The following is a 20,160-nucleotide window of genomic DNA, read 5'->3' as shown; positions in this document are numbered from 1 at the left end:
TTAAATAGTGCAATTATAAGTAAAAAAGTTAAGTAATGTATAAATGTGAGAATTTTATAAGCATTAGTTAGTAATAAAAATATATAATTTTTAAAATTTCACTTAAGGAAAATGAATGAAAAAAATCATCGCAGGGGTTGTAGTAGTAATTTTACTAGTTATAGGGTTTTTTACCTCAGCTTCTTATATTAACTCAATCAATGAAAAAATCTTTGCACAAATGAGTCAAGATACAGCATATTATAATGTTGAAGATACTAATTACACTAAAGGACTTTTAAATTCCAAAGGAAGTTTTATAGCTACACTTAATGATTTACCTTATAGTTTTAAAGTGAATGTGGATTTTTCCAATAATTTTTTTGCAAGTAATAATGCTATCGTTTCTATTTTAAATGAAAATGAAGACTTAAAAGGCATTTTTCCAAACGAAGAAATCTTTAAAATCTTAGTTAGCGTCAAAGGTGGTGACATTAACATCAATGCAAAAATAAATGATATTAATTTCACACGCAATGATACAAATTTAGTTTTAAACAATACATCATTTAAGATTATAGGTTCTGATGAATTTGTAAAAAATATGGAACTTAATCTAGGTTATGTTTTATTAGAACAACTATCTCATAAAGAAAAATTAGAAGCAAAAAATATCAAAATTTCTGAATTTCCTATACAAAAATTAAGTTTTAATGATATCTTTAGTCCTAGTAGAAATAGTGAGCAAAATATAAGCATTGATAGTGCTAGTTTTATAAGTTCTATTGCTTTTGACTTTGATAAATTAAAAATTTTTGCAAAAACAGCTCAAAATACTCAAAACGATTATGATAGCGTTTTAAAACTAGATTTAGCTAAATTTAATCTTGCAAATGAAAACTTTATGTTAAATAATATTAATTTAGATATGAATTTTAATAATCTTTCTAAAAAAGCTTATGATAGCTTAATGCAAAATTCAAACACTGATATTTTTTCTATGATGCTTTTGGCAAGTCAGTTTTTAAAAGCAAACCCACAAATCATCTTAAATAATCTAAGTTTTGAAAAAGAAGGTAAAAAATTTGACGCAAATGGACAAACTATTTTCACTGAAAACAATATAAAATCACAATTTCATGCAAACACAGAAATTCTTCCTAGTCAAATTTGGCCTGATTTTGCAAATTTTGATACTTATTTCGTAGATAATAATGGCTCTTATATGCTTGATTTTATCTATGATGATTCTAATAAAAGTGATGTTACAACTATCATTAATGGTGAAAGACTTACCATAAATCCACAATGACAAATTTAAGCTTAACTTTTCGTCCTAAAACTTTAGATGAGGTTTTAGGACAAGAAAATTTAGTAGAAATTTTTAAAAAATTCATACAAGTTTCAAAACTCCCTCATAGTGTATTTTTTGGCCCAGCAGGTTGTGGAAAAACCTCTTTTGCAAGGGCTATAGCGTATGAGTATAAACTAGACTTTTATGAGTTTGATGGAGGGAATTTTAAACTTGAAGAACTTAGAAAAATACTAGCTAAATATGAAAATTCTTTATATAAACCTTTGATATTTATTGATGAGGTGCATAGGCTTTCAAAAACCCAACAAGAAATGCTTTTAATCCCTTTGGAAAATCAAAAATGCCTTTTCATAGGCGCAAGCACTGAAAACCCCTACTTTACTTTAACTTCAGGCATAAGAAGCAGAAGTATGCTTTTTGAATTTAAAGGTTTAGAGTATAAAGACTTAGAAAAACTTGCCACAAAAGTGCAAGAAAAACTCCAATGTAAAATCGATGATGATGCTAAAGACTTTTTAATCACTTCTAGTGCAAATGATGCAAGAAGCTTTTTAAATTTATGTGAGTTTGCTTTGACTTTAGATAGCACTCATATCACACTTGAAACTTTAAAAAAATTAAGAGCAAATGTTTTAAGCGATGGCACTTCAAGTAAAGATACACACTATAGACTAGCTAGTTCTATGATAAAAAGTTTAAGAGGAAGTGATGTGGATGCGAGTTTGTATTATCTTGCGAGGTTGATCGATGGGGGTGAAAGTGCGGATTTCATCGCTAGAAGATTAGTGATATTTGCAAGTGAAGATATCTCAAATGCAAACCCACAAGCACTTAATCTAGCCACAAGCACACTCATAGCAGTAAAAAACATAGGCTATCCTGAAGCTAGGATCATCTTGGCTCAATGTGTAGTATTTTTAGCAGGTTCGCCCAAGTCAAACTCAAGCTATCTTGCTATAAATGAAGCGCTAAATTATGTGCAAAACAACCCTGCATTAAAAATACTTCCTTATCTTGATAATAACAACCCACAAAGAAAAAACTACCTTTACCCGCATGATTTTGGAGGATGGGTTAAGCAAAGATATCTAGAAAAAGATTTGAAATTTTATCATAGCAAAGGTATAGGTTTTGAAGCACAGCTAGATTTATGGTTAAATGATATGAAAAAAATTAAAAAGTGATTTTAAGCACAATGTAAAAATATTTTTATATAATTTTTGTTTTTTTAAGGTTCCGTAGCTCAGTTGGTAGAGCACCACCTTGACATGGTGGTGGTCGTTGGTTCAAGTCCAATCGGAGCCACCATTTTTTATTTCTTTCGATCAATTCACTACATATATTTTAACAAATTCGTAAATTCTTGGATTTCTTTTTCTTGATCTAAGATGATTTTTTTAGCAATATCAGTGATAGTTTTGTCTTTAGAGTAAAATAAAATTTGTTTTGAAGCATCTACTGCACCTTGATGATGTGCTATCATCGCTTCTAAAAAGTCTTTATTGATGTTTTTGCTTTCTTTAACCGAACTCATTAAAATCATCATTTTTTGCATTAACTCTTTCTCTTCTTGAACGAATTTTTTATAAGTTTCTTCATCAATTTGAGTTTTTGTATAAAGATTTTTATCTAGAATTTCTTGAAATTCTTGGATTTCTTTTTCTTGAGCTTTTATGATATTTTGAGCGATTTTTTTCATCTCTTCACTTTTTGTATGTTCTAACAAAATCTTAGATGAATCAATAGCACCTTGGTGATGTGGAATCATATTAGCTAAAAAATCTCTTTCTATGTCATTGCTTTGTACTAAAGGATTTTTCATCATAGGTTCATGCATACTCATCATGATTTGTGATGAAATACTTCCAGAAGCTCCATGATGAGCATGATGAGAATTTGCAGCAAATAAAGCACTTGCTAAAACTAAACTTGAAACTATAGTTTTAATTTTCATTTTTTTCCTTTTTTTAAAATAACTTTGGAATGTTATAAAAATTATATAAACTAAAATTAACAAAGAAAAAAACATTTTTTTGTTATAATCTATAATACTAAAAAAATAATAAGGATGTTATATGCTAAAAGAACTACTTGAAATAAAAAAAGAAATGGAACCTATAATTCATGATTGTTCAGTAAAAATTCAAGTAGCCGCAAGAGAAGTGATCGTAAGGAAAAGAGAATATGAAATCTATGGTCCTATGATAGATAGAGTATATCTTGATAATGCTATATATATAAAAGTTTTTGGTAGTGGGCGTGATACTAAAAGCACTAAAGTAGATATTAAAAATGGACTTTATATGGTTTATGTAGCACCTGATAAACCTACTAATCAAGAAATTATGAATAAACTAAAAATAGCATTTGAAAGTATAGATAATAAATTCATCTCAAGAATTTTAGAACTCAATAGAAGAATGAAAGAAGTGATTAACAAAACTCAAGCAACCCTAGCAAAAGCATCAAATATGAATGTTTTGATAGAAACAAATCTAGGCGAAGCTACCGCGGCACATAAATTTGTAATAACTATTAAATATTTAAAAGATAATCAAAAATTAGAATTAAAAAATTCAAAATCTGCAGGAAGTTTTAGAGATACCAAAAATCATATCAACCTAGTAGTAGAAAAAAATACTGATTCTGCTGTATGTGAAAAACTTCTACATGATGTTGAAATTTATTTTATAGGAAATGGAAAGTAAAATCACTTTTTTACTCTCAAATTTGCTAAATGCGTCAAAGCTACTGCGATAGCATCGGTAATATCAAGTGGCTTGATGTCTTTTGAAATTCCAAGTAATCTTTTTACCATAAAAGCTACTTGCTCTTTAGTAGCTTTTGCTTTACCTGTTACGGTTTTTTTCACTTGTAAAGGTGTGTATTCTGCAAATTCTCCATGAATTTGTAAGATTTTTAAACTCAAAGCTCCACGAAATTGTGCTAGTTTTAGAACCGTTTTTGGATTATAAGCAAAAAATATATCTTCTATAGCTACCTCATCAAACTGATGATTTTTAAAGATTAGATCAAGTCCTTCACATAATTCTGTAATTTGATACTGTAAATCATTGGGTTTGATTTTGATAAGTCCTGCTTCTATGAGTTGATTTTTATTATTTATTCTTTCTACAATAGCATATCCACAATATCTAGAACCAGGATCTATCCCTAAAACTTTCAAACTTTTCACCTTTTTATTCACATAGATGTGAAATTTAAATTTTTATGTGAATAATTTTAACCATTTTTTATAAAAAATAAGCTAGAATTTTAAGTTTTACATCATAATTTATAAGAATAATAATGAATATAAAAGATTTTTTATTTGAATTTAAAACTGAAATTAGCAATAACGAATACAATACTTACATTTCTCACTTACAATTTAGTGAAAAATTAAGTAAAAATAATATCTTAGTATTTATCGCACCAAATCATTTTTTGGCTAAATTTATACAAACAAAATACGCACAAAAACTAGCTTATTTTTATGAAGTAAAAACAGGGATTAACCCTCAAGTTAAAATCATAACAAATGATCAAAAGATAGAGAAAAAACATTTTTCTACAGATATTTCACAGATTAAATTTCAAAGTACTATTTTAAATCCTTCTTTTACTTTTGAAAGCTTTGTTGTAGGAGATTCTAATCAATTTGCCTATGCAACTTGCAAAGCCATTACCGATAAAAGCAAACTTGGAAAATTATACAACCCTATCTTTATCTATGGCCCTACAGGACTTGGAAAAACTCACTTGCTTCAAGCTGTCGGAAATGTGTGCTTGGATAATGGATATAAGGTTATTTATGCTACAAGTGATAATTTTATCAATGATTTTACCATGCATTTAAATAACAAAACCATGAGTAAATTCCATGAAAAATACAAAAATTGCGATGTTTTACTCATCGATGATGTGCAGTTTTTAGGTAAAACAGACAAAATTCAAGAAGAATTTTTCTTTACTTTTAATGAAATCAAAGAAAAATTTGGACAAATCATCATGACAAGTGATAATCCTCCAAATATGCTAAAAGGCATAACAGAACGCTTAAAAAGTCGTTTTGCAAATGGGATTATCGCAGATATCACTCCACCTCAGCTTGATACAAAAATCGCAATTATCAAGAAAAAATGCGAATTTAATGCTATTTATCTCAAACCTGAAGTCATAAGCTACATCGCTACTTCAATGGGAGATAATATCCGAGAAATAGAAGGTATGATTACAAATTTAAATGCTCAAGCAAGGCTTTTTAACCAAGAAATCACTTTAGAAATCGTTAAAAGCTTTATGAAAGATCACATTAAAGAAACAAAAGAAAATATTAGTGTTGAAGATATACTTGCTGATGTTTCAAAAAGCTATAATCTTAAATCAAATGATATAAAATCAAACAAAAAAACACAAAATATCGTTATGGCAAGAAGGGTTGTGATATATTTAGCAAGAGAGCTTACAACTATGTCTATGCCTCAACTTGCTAGATTTTTTAATATGAAAGATCACACTGCCATTTCACATAATATTAAAAAAATTCAAGAGTTAATGAGCGAAAATGAAAACCTAAAAGCCATAGTAGAAGAATTAAGAAATAAAATTTTAACAAAAATAAAAAGCACCCTGTGAATAAAAGTGAAAAATAAAAAATTTTATTCTATGAGTAAAATTTCTATAAAAAAAGGCTTTTAAAAAGCATTTCACATTTTCACATTGCTTATTATTATGATAAAATAAATTTAAAAAACAAAGGAAGTAAAATGAAAATTAGCATTAATAAAAACACTTTAGAATCTGCCATAGTTTTAACTAACTCTTATGTAGACAAAAAAGACTCAAGCAACATCGCTTCTCACTTACTTTTTGAAGTAGTTGAAGATAAATTAATCATAAGGGCAAGTGATTATGAAATAGGTATTAACTATAAAATCAAAAAAATTAAAGTTGAAAGTACAGGTTTTGCAACTGCTAATGCTAAAAGTATTTTAGATATCATTAAAAGTTTAAATAATGAAGATGTAGTTTTAGAAACTATAGAAAATTTCCTTTTTATTAGACAAAAAGGAACTAAATATAAACTTCCTATGTTTAATTATGAAGATTTTCCAAATTTCCCAAGCACCGAAGGAAAAGATAAATTTGATATTGATTCGAGTGATTTAAGTAGATCTTTGAAAAAAATCCTACCTGCAGTTGATACAAATAATCCAAAGTATTCTTTAAATGGTGCTTTACTTGATATAAAAACAACCCACATTAGCTTTGTAGGAACAGATACTAAACGCTTAGCGGTTTTTACACTAAATAAAACAAACGAAAAAGAATTTAATCTTTGTATCCCTAAAAAAGCTATTTTAGAAATGCAAAAAATCTTTTTTGAAAAAATTGAAATTTATTATGATGAAAATATATTGATTGCAAAAAATGATAATTTTGAGTTTTTTACAAAACTTATTAATGATAAATTCCCTGATTATGAAAGAGTAATTCCAAAAAATATCACAAAAGAATTTATTTTTAAAACAGAAGAATTTATGGATGCATTGAAAAAAATCAATGTAATCACTGAAAAAATGAAATTAAATTTTCATAAAGATAAACTTGTATTTGAAGGTATTAGTTTAGATAATATGGAAGCAAAAACTGAACTTGAAATGGAACTTAATATAGATGAAGAATTTAATCTTTGCATTAAAAATAAATTCATCACTGACTTTTTAAATTCTATTGAAAGTGAAACATTCAAACTTAGCATAAATGAACCTCATATGGCATTCTTAGTTTCAAGTGAAGAATTACAAACTGTAATTATGCCAGTTATTTTATAAGGAAAATAAATGCAAGAAAATCAAAATTATGGCGCAGGAAATATTAAAGTTTTAAAAGGCTTAGAAGCTGTTAGAAAACGCCCTGGTATGTACATAGGTGATACCAACATAGGCGGTCTTCATCATATGATTTATGAAGTAGTGGATAATTCTATTGATGAAGCTATGGCAGGTTTTTGTGATACGATTAATGTAGAAATTACTACAGAAGGCTCTTGTATAGTAAGTGATAATGGTAGAGGAATTCCTGTGGGAATTCACCCTACTGAAAATATCCCTACTTTAACTGTAGTTTTAACCGTGCTTCATGCAGGTGGAAAATTTGATAAAGATACTTATAAAGTTTCAGGTGGTTTACACGGGGTTGGTGTAAGCGTTGTAAATGCTTTATCAAGAAAATTAGTTGCTACAGTGCATAGAGATGGAGAAATTTATCGCCAAGAATTTTCAGAAGGTAAAGTTACAAGTAATTTTGAAACCATAGGTAAAAGTAAAAAAACAGGAACAATCATAGAATTTTGGCCAGATGATCAAATTTTTGAAGTGACTGATTTTGATTATGAAATTTTAGCTAAAAGATTTCGTGAACTTGCATATTTAAATCCAAAAATTACTATAAATTTTAAAGATAATCGTGTAGGAAAAGCAGAAAGCTTTCATTTTGAAGGTGGTATAAGTCAATTTGTTACAGATTTAAATAAAAAACAAGCTCTAACTAAGGCAATATTTTTCAATGTAGATGAAGAAGATGTAAATGTTGAAGTAGCATTGCTTTATAATGATAGTTATAGTGAAAATTTACTTTCTTTTGTTAATAATATAAAAACTCCAGATGGTGGAACGCACGAAGCAGGTTTTAGAATGGGTTTAACTCGTGTTATTAGCAATTACATTGAAGCAAATGCTAGTGCTAGAGAGAAAGACTCTAAAATCACAGGTGATGATGTAAGAGAAGGTTTAATAGCAGTTGTAAGTGTTAAAGTACCTGAGCCACAATTTGAAGGACAAACTAAAGGAAAATTAGGTTCAAGCTATGTTAGACCTATAGTTTCTAAGGCTTCTTTTGAATATTTGACAAAATATTTTGAAGAAAATCCTATCGAAGCAAAAGCTATCATGAATAAAGCTTTAATGGCAGCTCGTGGTAGAGAAGCAGCTAAAAAAGCTAGAGAATTAACCCGTAAAAAAGAAAGTTCAAGTGTAGGGACTTTACCAGGAAAATTAGCTGATTGTCAAAGTAAAGATCCAAGTGAAAGCGAAATTTATTTAGTTGAGGGTGATAGTGCAGGAGGTTCTGCAAAACAAGGTAGAGAAAGAACTTTCCAAGCGATTTTACCTTTAAGAGGTAAAATACTCAATGTTGAAAAAGCAAGACTAGATAAAATTTTAAAAAGTGAACAAATTCAAAATATGATCACAGCTTTTGGTTGTGGGATCGGTGATGAGTTTGATATAGAAAAACTAAGATATCATAAAATCATCATTATGACAGATGCTGATGTAGATGGTTCTCACATACAAACTTTGCTTTTGACATTTTTCTTCCGTTTTATGAATGATCTTGTAACAAATGGACATATTTATTTAGCTCAACCACCTTTATATCGTTATAAAAAAGGTCAGAAAAAAGAAATTTATCTAAAAGATGAAAAAGCTTTAAATGATTATTTGATCGAAACAGGTATAGAAAGTTCTACTTATGAGGGCATAGGATTAAATGATTTAAAAGATTTTCTAAAAATCGTTGCAGCTTATAGAAGTGTTTTAAAAGAATTAGAAAAAAGATTTAATGTAATTTCAGTGATTAGGTATTTGATAGAAAATCCTGATTTGATAAAAGCTTCTAATGAAGAATTATTTAAAGTCATAAAAGAATTTTTAGAAAAACAAAATCACAATATCTTAAATTCATATATCAATGAAAATGAAATTCGTGTTTATGTGCAAACTGAAAATGGTTTAGAAGAGCTTATCATCAATGATGATTTGTTTGCTAATCCTTTATATGAAGAGGCAAATTATATTTATCAAAAAATTAAAGATAGAGATTTAAAATTTGATAAAGATATTTTAGAAATTTTAGATGAAGTTGAAAAAAATGCTAAAAAAGGTGCTTATATACAACGCTATAAAGGTCTTGGTGAGATGAATCCTGAACAACTTTGGGAAACAACTATGGATCCAAGTAATCGTCGTTTGTTAAAGATCACCATAGAAGATGCTCAAAGAGCAAATGATACTTTCAACCTTTTCATGGGTGATGATGTAGAACCACGCCGTGAGTATATACAAGCTCATGCTAAAGATGTTAAACATTTGGATGTTTAATTTTTAAATGATTTTTTTAACTGGAGGGCAAGGTCATAGTGGAAAGACCTTGCTTGCTCAAAGACTTCTTGAAAAATTGTCCTTTTAGAGTAGATGAGGATGAAAAAATAACTGATTTTTTATTTCCTATTGTAGATGGTATGATTTAAATTTGTATAGAAAATAAACAAAATTTAATCATTGAAGGATTTTATCTTACTCCAAAAAAGTTACAAAAATTTCAAAATCATTCTGATATTAAAATACTTTATATCGTTTTTTCAAAAGAATATATTTTGCAAAATTATGAATTAATCTATCAAAATGAAAATGTTATAGAAAAGCGTTTATTTAGTGAAAAAGAAGAAATAAACACTCTTATTTTAAATCATCAAAAATTTAAAGCTCAATGTGAAAATTTAAATCCTCCTTTTATAGAAATCCAAAAAGACTATAAAATAGAATTAAAAATGTAATAGAATTTTTGCTTAAAAGCAAGCAAATAGTTATATAATATCTAAAAAATTTATAAGGATTAAAATGCATTTTACTCAGCAGCAATTGCAACGATTAATGCTTCATTATGCAGGGAAAATCGCTAAAGATAGAAAAGAGCAAAAAATAAAATTAAATTATAATGAAGCTTTAGCTTATATATGTTATGAATTAATGGAACTTGCAAGAAAAAATTTAAGTGTGAGTGAATTGATGAGCATAGGGAAAACTTTACTTACAAGTGAAGATGTGATTGATGGTGTTGCAAGTATGCTTGAAGAAATTCAAATAGAACTTCCTTTTGAAGATGGCACAAAATTAGTTACTATACATGAGCCTATAGCAAATGATGATAAAATAAAAGCTGGAGAGATATTTTTATCATCAGAATTTATTGTGCTTAATGAAAATAAAACTTCTATAGAAATTAAAGTAAGCAATAAAAGTGATCGTCCTATACAAGTTGGTTCGCATTTTCATTTCTTTGAAGTTAATCGCTTTTTGTCTTTTGACAGAGAAAAAGCTTATGGTAAAAGGTTAAATATCGCTTCAGGAACAAGTGTGAGATTTGAACCAGGTGAAGAAAAAACAGTAAGTTTAATAGAATTTGGTGGTTTAAAAAAGGTTTTAGGTTTTAATAATCTTTGTGATGATTTTATCAATGATGAAAATAAAACTAAAGCTTTATCAAAAGCAAAAGAGAAAGGATTTCTTTGATTAAGATTAGCAAAAAAGACTATGTGAATATGTATGGTCCAACAACTAATGATAGAGTAAGATTAGCAGATACAGATTTGATTTTAAGAGTAGAAAAAGATTATACTTTATATGGCGAAGAAGTTAAATTTGGTGGTGGTAAAAATATTAGAGATGGTATGGCTCAAAGTGTAAGTGAGGGAGAATTTCCGGATTTAGTTTTAACTAATGCTTTGATTGTTGATTATACCGGTATTTATAAAGCAGATATTGGGATAAAAAATGGCTATATAGTAGGTATAGGAAAAGCAGGCAATCCTGATATACAAGATGGAGTTGATCCTAGCTTAGTTATAGGCACAAGTACAGATATTATCGGTGCAGAAGGTTTAATAGTAACTGCAGGTGGTATTGATACTCATATACATTTTATCTCCCCAACTCAAATTGAATGTGCCTTATATAGTGGTGTTACTACTATGATAGGAGGTGGCATAGGACCAAGTGAGGGAACAAATGCTACAACTTGCACAAGTGGGGCTTATCATATACATTCTATGTTAAAAGCTACGCAAAATTACCCTATGAATTTTGGCTTTTTAGGTAAAGGAAATTCAAGTAATAAAAATGCTTTAAAAGAGCAAATCATAGCCGGTGCATGCGGCTTAAAAATTCATGAAGATTGGGGTGCTACTTCTAGTGTGATTGATGCTAGTTTAAATATAGCTGATGAAATGGATATACAAGTAGCTATCCATACAGATACTTTAAATGAAGCAGGTTTTGTAGAAGATACGATTAAAGCTATTAATGGTAGAGTTATCCATACTTTTCATACTGAAGGTGCAGGTGGTGGCCATGCTCCTGATATTATTAAAATGGCAGGTTTTGAAAATGTTTTACCTGCAAGTACTAATCCTACTATGCCTTTTACTAAAAATACCATTGATGAACATTTAGATATGCTTATGGTTTGTCATCATTTAGATAATAAAATCAAAGAAGATGTTGAATTTGCAGATAGTAGAATTCGTCCTGAAACTATAGCAGCAGAAGATAAACTTCATGATATGGGTGTTTTTAGCATTATGAGTAGTGATTCTCAAGCTATGGGACGCGTAGGTGAGGTGATTTTAAGAACATGGCAAAGTGCTGATAAATGTAAAAAAGAATTTGGTGCCTTGAAGGAAGATAATGATTTAGATGATAATTTCCGTATTAAACGCTACATAGCAAAATATACTATAAATCCTGCTATTGCACATGGGATTGATAGTTATGTTGGTTCTATTGAAGTAGGAAAATTTGCTGATTTAGTACTTTGGCAACCTAAATTTTTTGGAGTAAAACCAAAGCTTATTTTAAAAGGTGGCTTGATAGTAGGTGCAAAAATAGGCGATGCTAATGCTTCTATCCCAACACCTGAGCCTATTATCTATGAAAAAATGTTTGGTGCAAATTTAAATGAAAATGCTTTACATTTTGTTTCTAAAGCTTCTTTAGAAGCTAATATGCCTGAAAAATTAAGCTTAAAAAGAAAATGTGTTGCAGTAAAAAATTGTAGAAATATCACTAAAAAAGACTTAAAATTTAATGATAAAGTTCAAGATATAGAAGTAAATCCACAAACTTATGAAGTAAAAATAAATGGTGAGCTTATTAGCTCTAAGAGCGTTGATTCTTTAGCTTTAGCTAGAAAATATTTTATGATTTAATGATTTTACTTCAAAATAAAATAACGCATTATGATTTAAACAAAGAATGCGATTTTTTAGAGCTTAGTTGGTTTGATACTTTTAAAAAGATATTAAGAATAACGACTTTAAAAGGACTAGATGTCGCTATAAAAATGCCTGATAATAAAGGTTTAAATCATAATGATTGTTTATATGATGAGGATTTTTTGATTTTAGTGAAGATTAAACCTGAAAAGGTTTTAAAAATTCACATAGAAAATGAATACAACCTTGCTTTAATAAGTTATCAAGTGGGTAATATGCACTTAAATTTATTTTATAAAGATCATAAACTTCTTACTTTAGAACAAAACTCTATCATAAGGTTTTTAGAAAAATTTAATATAAAATACGAAAAATGTGAGGAAATTTTAGAGCCAAAATATATGCTTGATATGCCAAGTTTTATCCAAGTTGATCCAAATTTTAAACTTATCAAAGAGTAAAGATGAATAAATTAAATTTTTTACTTTTACAAATTAGTGATTCTTCTTTTCCTATAGGAGCTTTTTCACATTCTTTTGGTTTAGAATCTTATGTGAATTTTGCTTATATAAAAAATATAGAAGATGCTAAAAAAGTTTTAAAAACTCAGCTTTATTCTAATATTTTATATTTTGAGCTTTTAGCTTTGAAAATAGCTTATGAAAATGCAAATGATGTAAAAAATTTACTAGTCTTTCAAAGAAAATTTTTATCAAGTATAGTTGCAAAAGAACAAAGTCAAGCTTATGTTTTTTTAGCTAAACGCTTTGTAAAAAATGTCAGTCTTTATGGATTATCAAATCCTTTATTAAATCAATACATTAAAGAAAATCAAACTCCTATTTATCCTTTTGTGTATGCTTTATTTTGTAAAGATAATGAACTTGATTTTATGTATGAAAGTTTTTTATTTGCTTTAATGAGTAATTTTGTTAATATTCTTGTAAAAATCGTGCCTTTATCGCAAAATGAAGGGCAGATTTTACTTTTTCAATTACAGCAAGATTTTCAAAAGGTTCTTTCTAAATTACAAAATTTAACTTTAAAAGATTGGTGTGAAAATCACAATATCTTAAATGATTATTTGGGTATAAAACACCAAAATTTAGCATTTAAAATTTATATTTCTTAAAAGGGTTATAATGGTTAAAATAGGCATAGGTGGTCCTGTAGGTAGTGGTAAAACAGCTTTAGTATTAAATTTATGTCAAGCTTTAAAAGATGAGCTTTCTTTGGCTGTGATTACGAATGATATTTATACAAATGAAGATGCAAATTTTTTAATCAAACAAGGCGTTCTTGAAAAAGAAAGAATCATTGGAGTACAAACTGGAGGTTGTCCTCATACAGCCATTAGAGAAGATGCTTCTTGTAATCTTGAAGCTGTTGAACTTTTACAAGAGCGTTTTAGTGATTTAGATCTTATTTTTATAGAAAGTGGTGGAGATAATTTATCAATGACTTTTTCACCTGAACTTGTGGATTTTTTTATCTTTGTTATAGATGTTGCTCAAGGAGAAAAAATTCCACGCAAAGGTGGTCCTGCTATTTGTAGGTCTGATTTAATGATTATCAATAAAATAGACTTAGCTCCTTATGTAAATGCTTCTTTAAAAATCATGCAAGAAGATACTTTAAAAATGCGTGGAGATAGACCTTTTATCATGAGTAATCTTCAAACTAAAGAAGGTTTAGAAGAAATCATTACTTGGATTAAAAAATACACACTTTTAAAGGATTGATTTGTTTGCTCAAAAGAGTGTTTTTAAACTTACATTAGATACTATCAATGAAAAAACTATCATAAAAAATTCTTTTTTTACTCCTCCTTTTAAACTTATGAGGAATTTTTATGATAAAAAATTAACTAGTATATATGTTCTAAATTCTAGTGCCGGAATTTTTAAAGAGGATCATTTAAGTTTTGAAATCATATGTAAGAAAAGTACAAACACCGCTATACTCACACAAAGTTATGAAAAGGTATATGATACTAAAGATTCTTTTGCGAGTAAAAATATTGATTTTACTCTTGAAGAAAATGCAAGCTTTTTTTATATGCCAAAGCCACTTTTGCTTCAAGAAAATGCAAATTTTATACAAAATACAAAGATTAATCTAGCTTCTTTTTCAAGATTAGTTTATGTTGATTTTGTTATTTTTGGTAGAGTGGCTATGGATGAAAAATTTGCTTTTAAAAATTATGAGAGTTTAACTCAAATTTATAGAAATGATACTTTAATTTTAAATGATAAAATTAAAATCAATCCTTCTTATATGAAAGAAAATGATTTAAATTTTTTTGCAAATCATACGCATTATTTGAGTATTTATCTTTTTGGATATGATGAGTTTTATGAAGAATTAAAAGCTTCATTTGACGATATAAATCAACTTTTTTATGAGGGTTTGTGTATAAAAATTCTTAGTAATGAAAGTGAAAAATTACTTTCACTTCAAGATAAGCTTTTTAAATTTTGTCAAAATAAAATATAAAATATTGTGGTATTATAAAGTTTTAAAAACAAACTAAGGATTATAAATGCGATATGGTGAAAAAGAAATCAAAGAATTTAGTGTAGAAAATATGGAAGTTTGGCCAAATGATGCCAAAAATGATTATGTGATTAAAATCACTTTACCTGAATTTATGTGTTGTTGTCCGCGTAGTGGGTATCCTGATTTTGCTACAATTTACTTAGAATACATTCCAAATAAATTAGTAGTAGAACTTAAAGCAATCAAACTTTATATTAATACCTTTATGTATAGAAATGTTTCACATGAAGCAAGTATTAATGAAATTTATAATACTTTAAAAGAAAAACTTGATCCAAAATGGATAAAAGTAGTAGGTGATTTTAACCCTCGTGGTAATGTGCATACTGTGATTGAATGTAGATCTGATTTAGTGGTACCACAAAATTAAATTTTTATTAAAAATAAAAGGATATATTATATCTTATTTAAAGGAGGAAAATATGAAATTAAAATTATTTAGTTTAGTTGCAAGTATTGCTTTGGTTTCAAATTTAGCTTTAGCTGATGAAAATTCAGGAATATTATTAGGTATTGATGCTGGTTGGTTTCATACTAAGGTAAAATCTGATCTTGATCATACTAAAAATAATAAAAAATTTAATGGTGATTTAGAAGGAAATGTTCCTGTTTTTGGTTTAAGAGTTGGTTATCGTTTTAGTGAAAATCATAGAATTTATGGTGCTTATAATTATTCAAGCGAATTTAGTGATGTAATCAATACCACAAGATTAAAAATTGATGGAGAATTTACTACACATAAGTTTTTGCTTGGTTATGATTTTACTCCAAAAATCTTTGAAAAAACAAGAGCTGTTTTAGGTGTATATGGTGGCTATGCAAGAACGGATATTACTTTAAAAACAAGCTTTTTATCATTATCTCAAGATTTTGATGGTTATACTTATGGAGCAAAAATCGGTGCTTTATATGAGTTAAATCAAGCAAATGAAATTGAGTTTGGTTTTAAAGCCGAGCAAACTCATTATAATACAAGAAATTTCTACCAAAGCAAGGTAGGTTCAAACTTTTACGATCCTAAACAAACAAATTATGGTTTATATCTAGGATATACTTATAAATTCTAAGGAGAATATATGCCAAAAGATGCAAATGGAACTGAGCTTAATGCAGGTGATAGTGTAAGTGTTGTGAAAGATTTGAAAGTAAAAGGTGCAAGCACTACTTTAAAGCGCGGAACGACTATAAAAAATATTAAACTTACAAGCAAAGACACTGAAATTGAAGCTAAAGTAGATAAATTTGGTGTGATTGTTTTGAAAACTGAATTTCTTAAAAAAATATAAGTAAAAATTCCCAATTAATCTTGGGAATTTTCTTCTTGATAAACACAATGTTTAAAAATAAATTGATGTTCCTCAGGCAAGTTTTCAAATAAGGCATTTGCGAGTTGTCTTATCTCCCAAAGGGCTGATTTTGAGCTTCTTAGAGTGATAAAATTTTGCAAACTTCTTGCATTAATTGTTAAAGTTAATTCTGTTTTATAGCTTTCTGGTAAGCAGTATTTTGCTATGTCTAAACTAATGCTATTTTGCAAAATCAAACGCAGATTTTCTAAAGCTTTGATGCTTGCATTATCCACTACTTCATTTCCGGTTAATACTAAGTATCTTTTAGCATTTTCAAAGTCATTTTCTTTAAATTCGCTTTCATTTCTTAGTTCTTTTAAAGTATATCTTGTGCTTTTTACACTAGGACTAGTGTGGCGGTGTCTTGCAACTTCTTGTAAGCATGCTCTTGAAATACCTTGTATATAAAAAGTATAGTTTAAATGCTCTAAGGTTGAAGCATGTTTGAATTTATTTCCCACTCGATCGATTAATTCTTTGTCTTTCTCACCACCACAATCACCTTTGTCAAAACTTTGCCAACATGTTCTTGTTGCATGAGAGCATACAGAAAGTGGAGTATGATTTAATAATGTGATTTTCATCGAAAATTTCCTTCAAAAATAATTGAATTTTACACAAATGTTTATAAAAATAAAATTTTTTATTCGTTATAATTTTAAAAAAAGAAATTAAGGTTATTTTATGAAATTAAAACAAACTAAATATATTTTTGTAACCGGTGGTGTTTTAAGCTCATTAGGAAAAGGTATAGCAGCAGCATCTATTGCTACTATTTTAAAAAATTCAGGTTTAAAAGTAAGTATTTTAAAAGCAGATCCTTATATTAATGTAGATCCTGGCACGATGAGTCCTTTGGAGCATGGGGAAGTTTTTGTAACTGAAGATGGAGCTGAGACAGATTTAGACTTAGGACATTATGAGAGATTTTTAAATGAGAATTTAACTCAAGATAATAACTTTACCACAGGAAGAGTTTATCAAAGTGTTATAGAAAAAGAAAGAAGAGGAGATTACTTAGGAAAAACTATACAAGTAATCCCTCATATAGTTGATGAGATAAAAGATCGTATTAAAAAGGCTGGAGTTGATAAAGATATTTTAATTGTTGAAATAGGTGGTACGGTAGGAGATATAGAAGGCTTACCATTTTTAGAAGCTATTAGAGCTTTAAAACTTGAAGTGGGTAAATACAATGCTATTAATATTCACTTGACTTTAGTGCCATTTATCAAAGCAGCAGGAGAACTTAAAACAAAACCAACTCAACATAGTGTGGGAGAATTACGCCGTATAGGTATAAGCCCTGATATGATCATTTGCAGAAGTGAAAAATCTTTAGATAGAGAGTTAAAAGACAAAATCGCAATTTCATGCGGAGTTGAAAAAAACTGCGTTATAGAAAGTGTGGATGCAGCTAGTATTTATCAAATTCCACTAAATTTTTTAAAACAAGATATTTTAAATTCTATTGCAAGTTTATTAGATCTTCAAAATTTAAAGCCAAATATGAACGAATGGGATTCTTTAGTAAAAAGAGTCATCGCTCCAAGTAATGAACTTAGCATTGCTTTTGTAGGAAAATATGTAGATTTAAAAGAAAGCTATAAAAGCTTAACAGAGGCCATTATCCATGCAGGTGCAGCACTTGATGCAAGAGTAAATTTAAAATGGATTGATAGTGAAAAATTAGAAAATGCAAATGTCGAAGAAAGCTTTAAAGATGTAAATGGGATTTTAGTAGCAGGTGGTTTTGGCTACCGTGGAGTAGAAGGAAAAATCAAAGCCATACAATATGCAAGAGAAAATAAAATTCCATTTTTAGGAATTTGTTTGGGTATGCAGCTTTCTTTAGTGGAATTTGCACGCAATGTTTTAAAACTAGAAGATGCAAATTCTCATGAATTCAATCCAAATTGTAAAAATCCTATCATCTTTTTGATTGATGAATTTATTGACGCAAGTGGAGAAAAGCAAATTAGAACAAGTAAAACTCCACTTGGTGGAACTATGCGTCTTGGAGCTTATGAGTGTCATATCAAGCCAAATACACTTTTAAGTAAGGTTTATGATAATCAAAAAAGCGTAAAAGAACGCCACCGCCACCGCTATGAAGCTAATCCAAAATATAAAGAAATGTTTGAAAAAAATGGGCTTATTATAAGCGGGGAAAATGAAGGTTTAGTTGAGGCTGTAGAGCTTAAAGATCATCCATTTTTCTTAGCAGTGCAGTTTCACCCTGAATTTACTTCACGCTTAGTTAGGGTTAATCCGGCTATTTTTTCTTTTATCAAGGCATCTTTAACAAATCATGCTAAATAAAGCCAAAATAAAAGAAATTTTACACCAGCGTTTTATCAATGATACACATGTAAAGCTTTGTGATTTACCTATGCCATCTTGTTTAAAAGATGTCTATAAGGGTGCTTTGCGTATTAAAGAAGCGATTGAAAAAAATCAAAAGCTTGCTATTGTTGGAGATTATGATGTAGATGGGGTGATTTCTTGTGTGATTTTATCTGAATTTTTTGATGATATCGGATATGACTATGTGGTAAAAATTCCAAATCGTTTTAAAGATGGATATGGTCTAAATGAAGAAATCATCAATGAACTTAATGGGGTAGATTTAATCATCACTGTAGATAATGGTATAGCAGCTTTTGATGCAGCAGAGCTTTGTTTGCAAAAAGGAATTGATTTAATTATTACCGATCATCATATGCCTCCAGCTACTTTACCAAAAGCTTATGCGATCATTAATCCTAAACAACAAGATTGTGAATTTCCTGATATTGAAATTTGTGGTGCTCAAGTGGCTTGGTATTTAGTTGCTGCTATAAAAGAAGTATGTAAGATTAATTATAATATGTGTAAATTTATAGAGCTTTTATCTATCGCAATTATCGCAGATATGATGGAGCTTAGAGATTTAAATAGAGCCTTAGTTAGAAAAGGCATAGAGTGTATTAATGATTCAAAACGAGTTGCATTTAAAGCTATCAAACAGTATTTTGGTAAGGATAAATTTGAACTTGATAATATTAGTTTTTTAATTGCACCTTTGATTAATAGTGCAGGTAGAATGGATGATGCGATTATTTCTTATAAATTTTTGCATTCTAAAAATATTAATGAGGTTATGGGTTATTTAGAACAAATCATTACTTATAATAATAGCCGTAAAGATGAAGAGCGCGAGCTTTTTAAACAATGTTTAGAACAAGTTGATGAAAATGATCCTGTGATTATTGTCAATGGCCAAAATTGGCATGAGGGTGTTTTGGGTATAGTTGCAAGTCGTTTAGCAAAGCATTTTAACAAGCCTGCCTTTGTTTTTTCAGAATGTGAGCAAAAGGCTAAAGCTAGCGTTAGAAGCGTGGGTAGGATAGATATTTTAAATGTTATAGAACAAGCTAAAGAATTTGTTTTAAGCTATGGTGGACATAAAGGTGCAGCTGGAGTTTTAGTCGAGCTTGAAAAATTTGGTATTTTTAAAAATAAGCTTTATGAAATTTGTCAAAATATCCCTAAAGATGATTTTTACAATACTGATGAGGTTTTAGGTAGTATTGATCCAAATGAAGTTGATTTTGAACTTTTAGAGATATTGGAATTTTTTGAACCTTTTGGGCATAAAAACCCAAGGCCATATTTTAAATTTGATAAGCTTTTTGTAAAAAACAAAAAAAGACTTGGTAAAGATGAAAATCATATAAAACTTATTTTAACACAAGGAAATAAGACTTTAGAAGCTTTATTTTTTAATTTTGACTATGAGCCAGAAATTGGTGAAAATATTGATTTTATAGCTAGTATTTCTAAAAATAATTTTAGAGGATTAATCACCCCTCAACTTACTATAAAAGAAATTCTTAGATAATTTATTAACTTATTTGCAT

General features: G+C 28.6%; 21 protein-coding genes and 1 tRNA gene. 19 read left to right on the top strand and 3 right to left on the bottom strand.

Annotated features, from left to right (window positions below; translation table 11 throughout):
- Positions 1 to 115: 115 nt before the first annotated feature.
- The 3 genes from L8U04_RS05805 to L8U04_RS05795 all read left to right on the top strand — a co-directional run bounded on the left by L8U04_RS05805 (position 116) and on the right by L8U04_RS05795 (position 2,602).
- Positions 116 to 1,291 carry a DUF945 family protein gene (locus tag L8U04_RS05805; protein ID WP_220566946.1) on the top strand — a complete coding sequence of 392 codons (1,176 nt, stop codon included), beginning with the start codon at positions 116 to 118 and terminating at the stop codon, positions 1,289 to 1,291.
- Positions 1,288 to 2,478, top strand: coding sequence for a replication-associated recombination protein A (locus L8U04_RS05800; RefSeq protein ID WP_263672927.1), 1,191 nt, complete (start codon positions 1,288 to 1,290; stop codon positions 2,476 to 2,478). Before L8U04_RS05805 ends, L8U04_RS05800 begins: the two co-directional genes overlap by 4 nt.
- A gap of 48 nt (positions 2,479 to 2,526) precedes the next feature.
- Positions 2,527 to 2,602 (top strand) — tRNA-Val (locus tag L8U04_RS05795).
- A gap of 25 nt (positions 2,603 to 2,627) precedes the next feature.
- Here the strand turns inward: L8U04_RS05795 and L8U04_RS05790 are convergent.
- On the bottom strand, positions 2,628 to 3,248 hold the full coding sequence (locus L8U04_RS05790) for a DUF305 domain-containing protein (protein ID WP_214115518.1): 621 nt from the start codon (positions 3,246 to 3,248) through the stop codon (positions 2,628 to 2,630).
- A gap of 121 nt (positions 3,249 to 3,369) precedes the next feature.
- Here L8U04_RS05790 and L8U04_RS05785 point away from each other — a divergent pair, with 121 nt between their 5' ends.
- A complete protein-coding gene (locus L8U04_RS05785; protein WP_133319079.1) occupies positions 3,370 to 4,002 on the top strand; it encodes a hypothetical protein in 633 nt (210 codons plus the stop codon).
- A 2-nt stretch (positions 4,003 to 4,004) separates the two neighbouring features.
- Here L8U04_RS05785 and ruvC read toward each other — a convergent pair whose 3' ends face one another.
- A complete protein-coding gene (ruvC, locus tag L8U04_RS05780) occupies positions 4,005 to 4,481 on the bottom strand; it encodes a crossover junction endodeoxyribonuclease RuvC (protein ID WP_039627288.1) in 477 nt (158 codons plus the stop codon).
- Positions 4,482 to 4,603: 122 nt separating this feature from the next.
- Here ruvC and dnaA point away from each other — a divergent pair, with 122 nt between their 5' ends.
- From dnaA to L8U04_RS05715, 13 genes are all read left to right on the top strand, one after another.
- Positions 4,604 to 5,932 (top strand): chromosomal replication initiator protein DnaA, encoded by a 1,329-nt coding sequence (gene dnaA, locus L8U04_RS05775; RefSeq protein WP_220566951.1) that lies wholly within the window; start codon positions 4,604 to 4,606, stop codon positions 5,930 to 5,932.
- A 131-nt stretch (positions 5,933 to 6,063) separates the two neighbouring features.
- Positions 6,064 to 7,131, top strand: coding sequence for a DNA polymerase III subunit beta (dnaN, locus tag L8U04_RS05770; RefSeq protein ID WP_263681052.1), 1,068 nt, complete (start codon positions 6,064 to 6,066; stop codon positions 7,129 to 7,131).
- Between the two features lie 9 nt (positions 7,132 to 7,140).
- The gene (gene gyrB / locus L8U04_RS05765; protein ID WP_263671557.1) at positions 7,141 to 9,459 is read left to right on the top strand and encodes a DNA topoisomerase (ATP-hydrolyzing) subunit B; all 2,319 of its coding nucleotides are present in this window, start codon (positions 7,141 to 7,143) and stop codon (positions 9,457 to 9,459) included.
- A 275-nt stretch (positions 9,460 to 9,734) separates the two neighbouring features.
- Positions 9,735 to 9,914 (top strand): hypothetical protein, encoded by a 180-nt coding sequence (locus tag L8U04_RS05760; RefSeq protein ID WP_263665300.1) that lies wholly within the window; start codon positions 9,735 to 9,737, stop codon positions 9,912 to 9,914.
- A 64-nt stretch (positions 9,915 to 9,978) separates the two neighbouring features.
- The gene (gene ureB / locus L8U04_RS05755) at positions 9,979 to 10,650 is read left to right on the top strand and encodes an urease subunit beta (protein WP_263709610.1); all 672 of its coding nucleotides are present in this window, start codon (positions 9,979 to 9,981) and stop codon (positions 10,648 to 10,650) included.
- The gene (gene ureC / locus L8U04_RS05750) at positions 10,647 to 12,344 is read left to right on the top strand and encodes an urease subunit alpha (protein WP_133319085.1); all 1,698 of its coding nucleotides are present in this window, start codon (positions 10,647 to 10,649) and stop codon (positions 12,342 to 12,344) included. The genes ureB and ureC overlap by 4 nt, the downstream gene beginning before the upstream one ends.
- On the top strand, positions 12,344 to 12,811 hold the full coding sequence (locus tag L8U04_RS05745) for an urease accessory protein UreE (RefSeq protein WP_263709608.1): 468 nt from the start codon (positions 12,344 to 12,346) through the stop codon (positions 12,809 to 12,811). Before ureC ends, L8U04_RS05745 begins: the two co-directional genes overlap by 1 nt.
- Before the next feature lie 2 nt (positions 12,812 to 12,813).
- The gene (locus tag L8U04_RS05740; protein WP_263709607.1) at positions 12,814 to 13,482 is read left to right on the top strand and encodes an urease accessory protein UreF; all 669 of its coding nucleotides are present in this window, start codon (positions 12,814 to 12,816) and stop codon (positions 13,480 to 13,482) included.
- A gap of 10 nt (positions 13,483 to 13,492) precedes the next feature.
- Positions 13,493 to 14,092: an urease accessory protein UreG gene (gene ureG / locus L8U04_RS05735; protein ID WP_039617044.1), complete on the top strand. Its 600-nt coding sequence runs from the start codon at positions 13,493 to 13,495 to the stop codon at positions 14,090 to 14,092.
- Between the two features lies 1 nt (position 14,093).
- On the top strand, positions 14,094 to 14,846 hold the full coding sequence (locus tag L8U04_RS05730; RefSeq protein ID WP_220566958.1) for an urease accessory protein UreD: 753 nt from the start codon (positions 14,094 to 14,096) through the stop codon (positions 14,844 to 14,846).
- Positions 14,847 to 14,892: 46 nt separating this feature from the next.
- Positions 14,893 to 15,279, top strand: a complete 387-nt coding sequence (gene queF, locus L8U04_RS05725) for a preQ(1) synthase (protein WP_039617048.1) — start codon at positions 14,893 to 14,895, stop codon at positions 15,277 to 15,279.
- Positions 15,280 to 15,331: 52 nt separating this feature from the next.
- Positions 15,332 to 15,976: a porin family protein gene (locus L8U04_RS05720; RefSeq protein WP_263660416.1), complete on the top strand. Its 645-nt coding sequence runs from the start codon at positions 15,332 to 15,334 to the stop codon at positions 15,974 to 15,976.
- Positions 15,977 to 15,985: 9 nt separating this feature from the next.
- On the top strand, positions 15,986 to 16,195 hold the full coding sequence (locus L8U04_RS05715) for an alkylphosphonate utilization protein (protein WP_263709606.1): 210 nt from the start codon (positions 15,986 to 15,988) through the stop codon (positions 16,193 to 16,195).
- Positions 16,196 to 16,209: 14 nt separating this feature from the next.
- Here the strand turns inward: L8U04_RS05715 and thyX are convergent, their stop codons facing one another.
- On the bottom strand, positions 16,210 to 16,842 hold the full coding sequence (gene thyX / locus L8U04_RS05710) for an FAD-dependent thymidylate synthase (RefSeq protein WP_039617054.1): 633 nt from the start codon (positions 16,840 to 16,842) through the stop codon (positions 16,210 to 16,212).
- A gap of 100 nt (positions 16,843 to 16,942) precedes the next feature.
- On the opposite strand from thyX, the gene L8U04_RS05705 reads away from it, so the two are divergent.
- Positions 16,943 to 18,580, top strand: a complete 1,638-nt coding sequence (locus L8U04_RS05705) for a CTP synthase (protein WP_263661397.1) — start codon at positions 16,943 to 16,945, stop codon at positions 18,578 to 18,580.
- A complete protein-coding gene (gene recJ / locus L8U04_RS05700) occupies positions 18,570 to 20,141 on the top strand; it encodes a single-stranded-DNA-specific exonuclease RecJ (RefSeq protein ID WP_263659219.1) in 1,572 nt (523 codons plus the stop codon). The genes L8U04_RS05705 and recJ overlap by 11 nt, the downstream gene beginning before the upstream one ends.
- Positions 20,142 to 20,160 lie beyond the last annotated feature (19 nt).

Source organism: Campylobacter sp. IFREMER_LSEM_CL908 (genome assembly GCF_025771545.1).
Taxonomy (GTDB): domain Bacteria; phylum Campylobacterota; class Campylobacteria; order Campylobacterales; family Campylobacteraceae; genus Campylobacter_D; species Campylobacter_D lari_D.
Note: the sequence above shows the minus strand (reverse complement) of the source record. Positions and strands in the feature narration are given on the sequence as shown.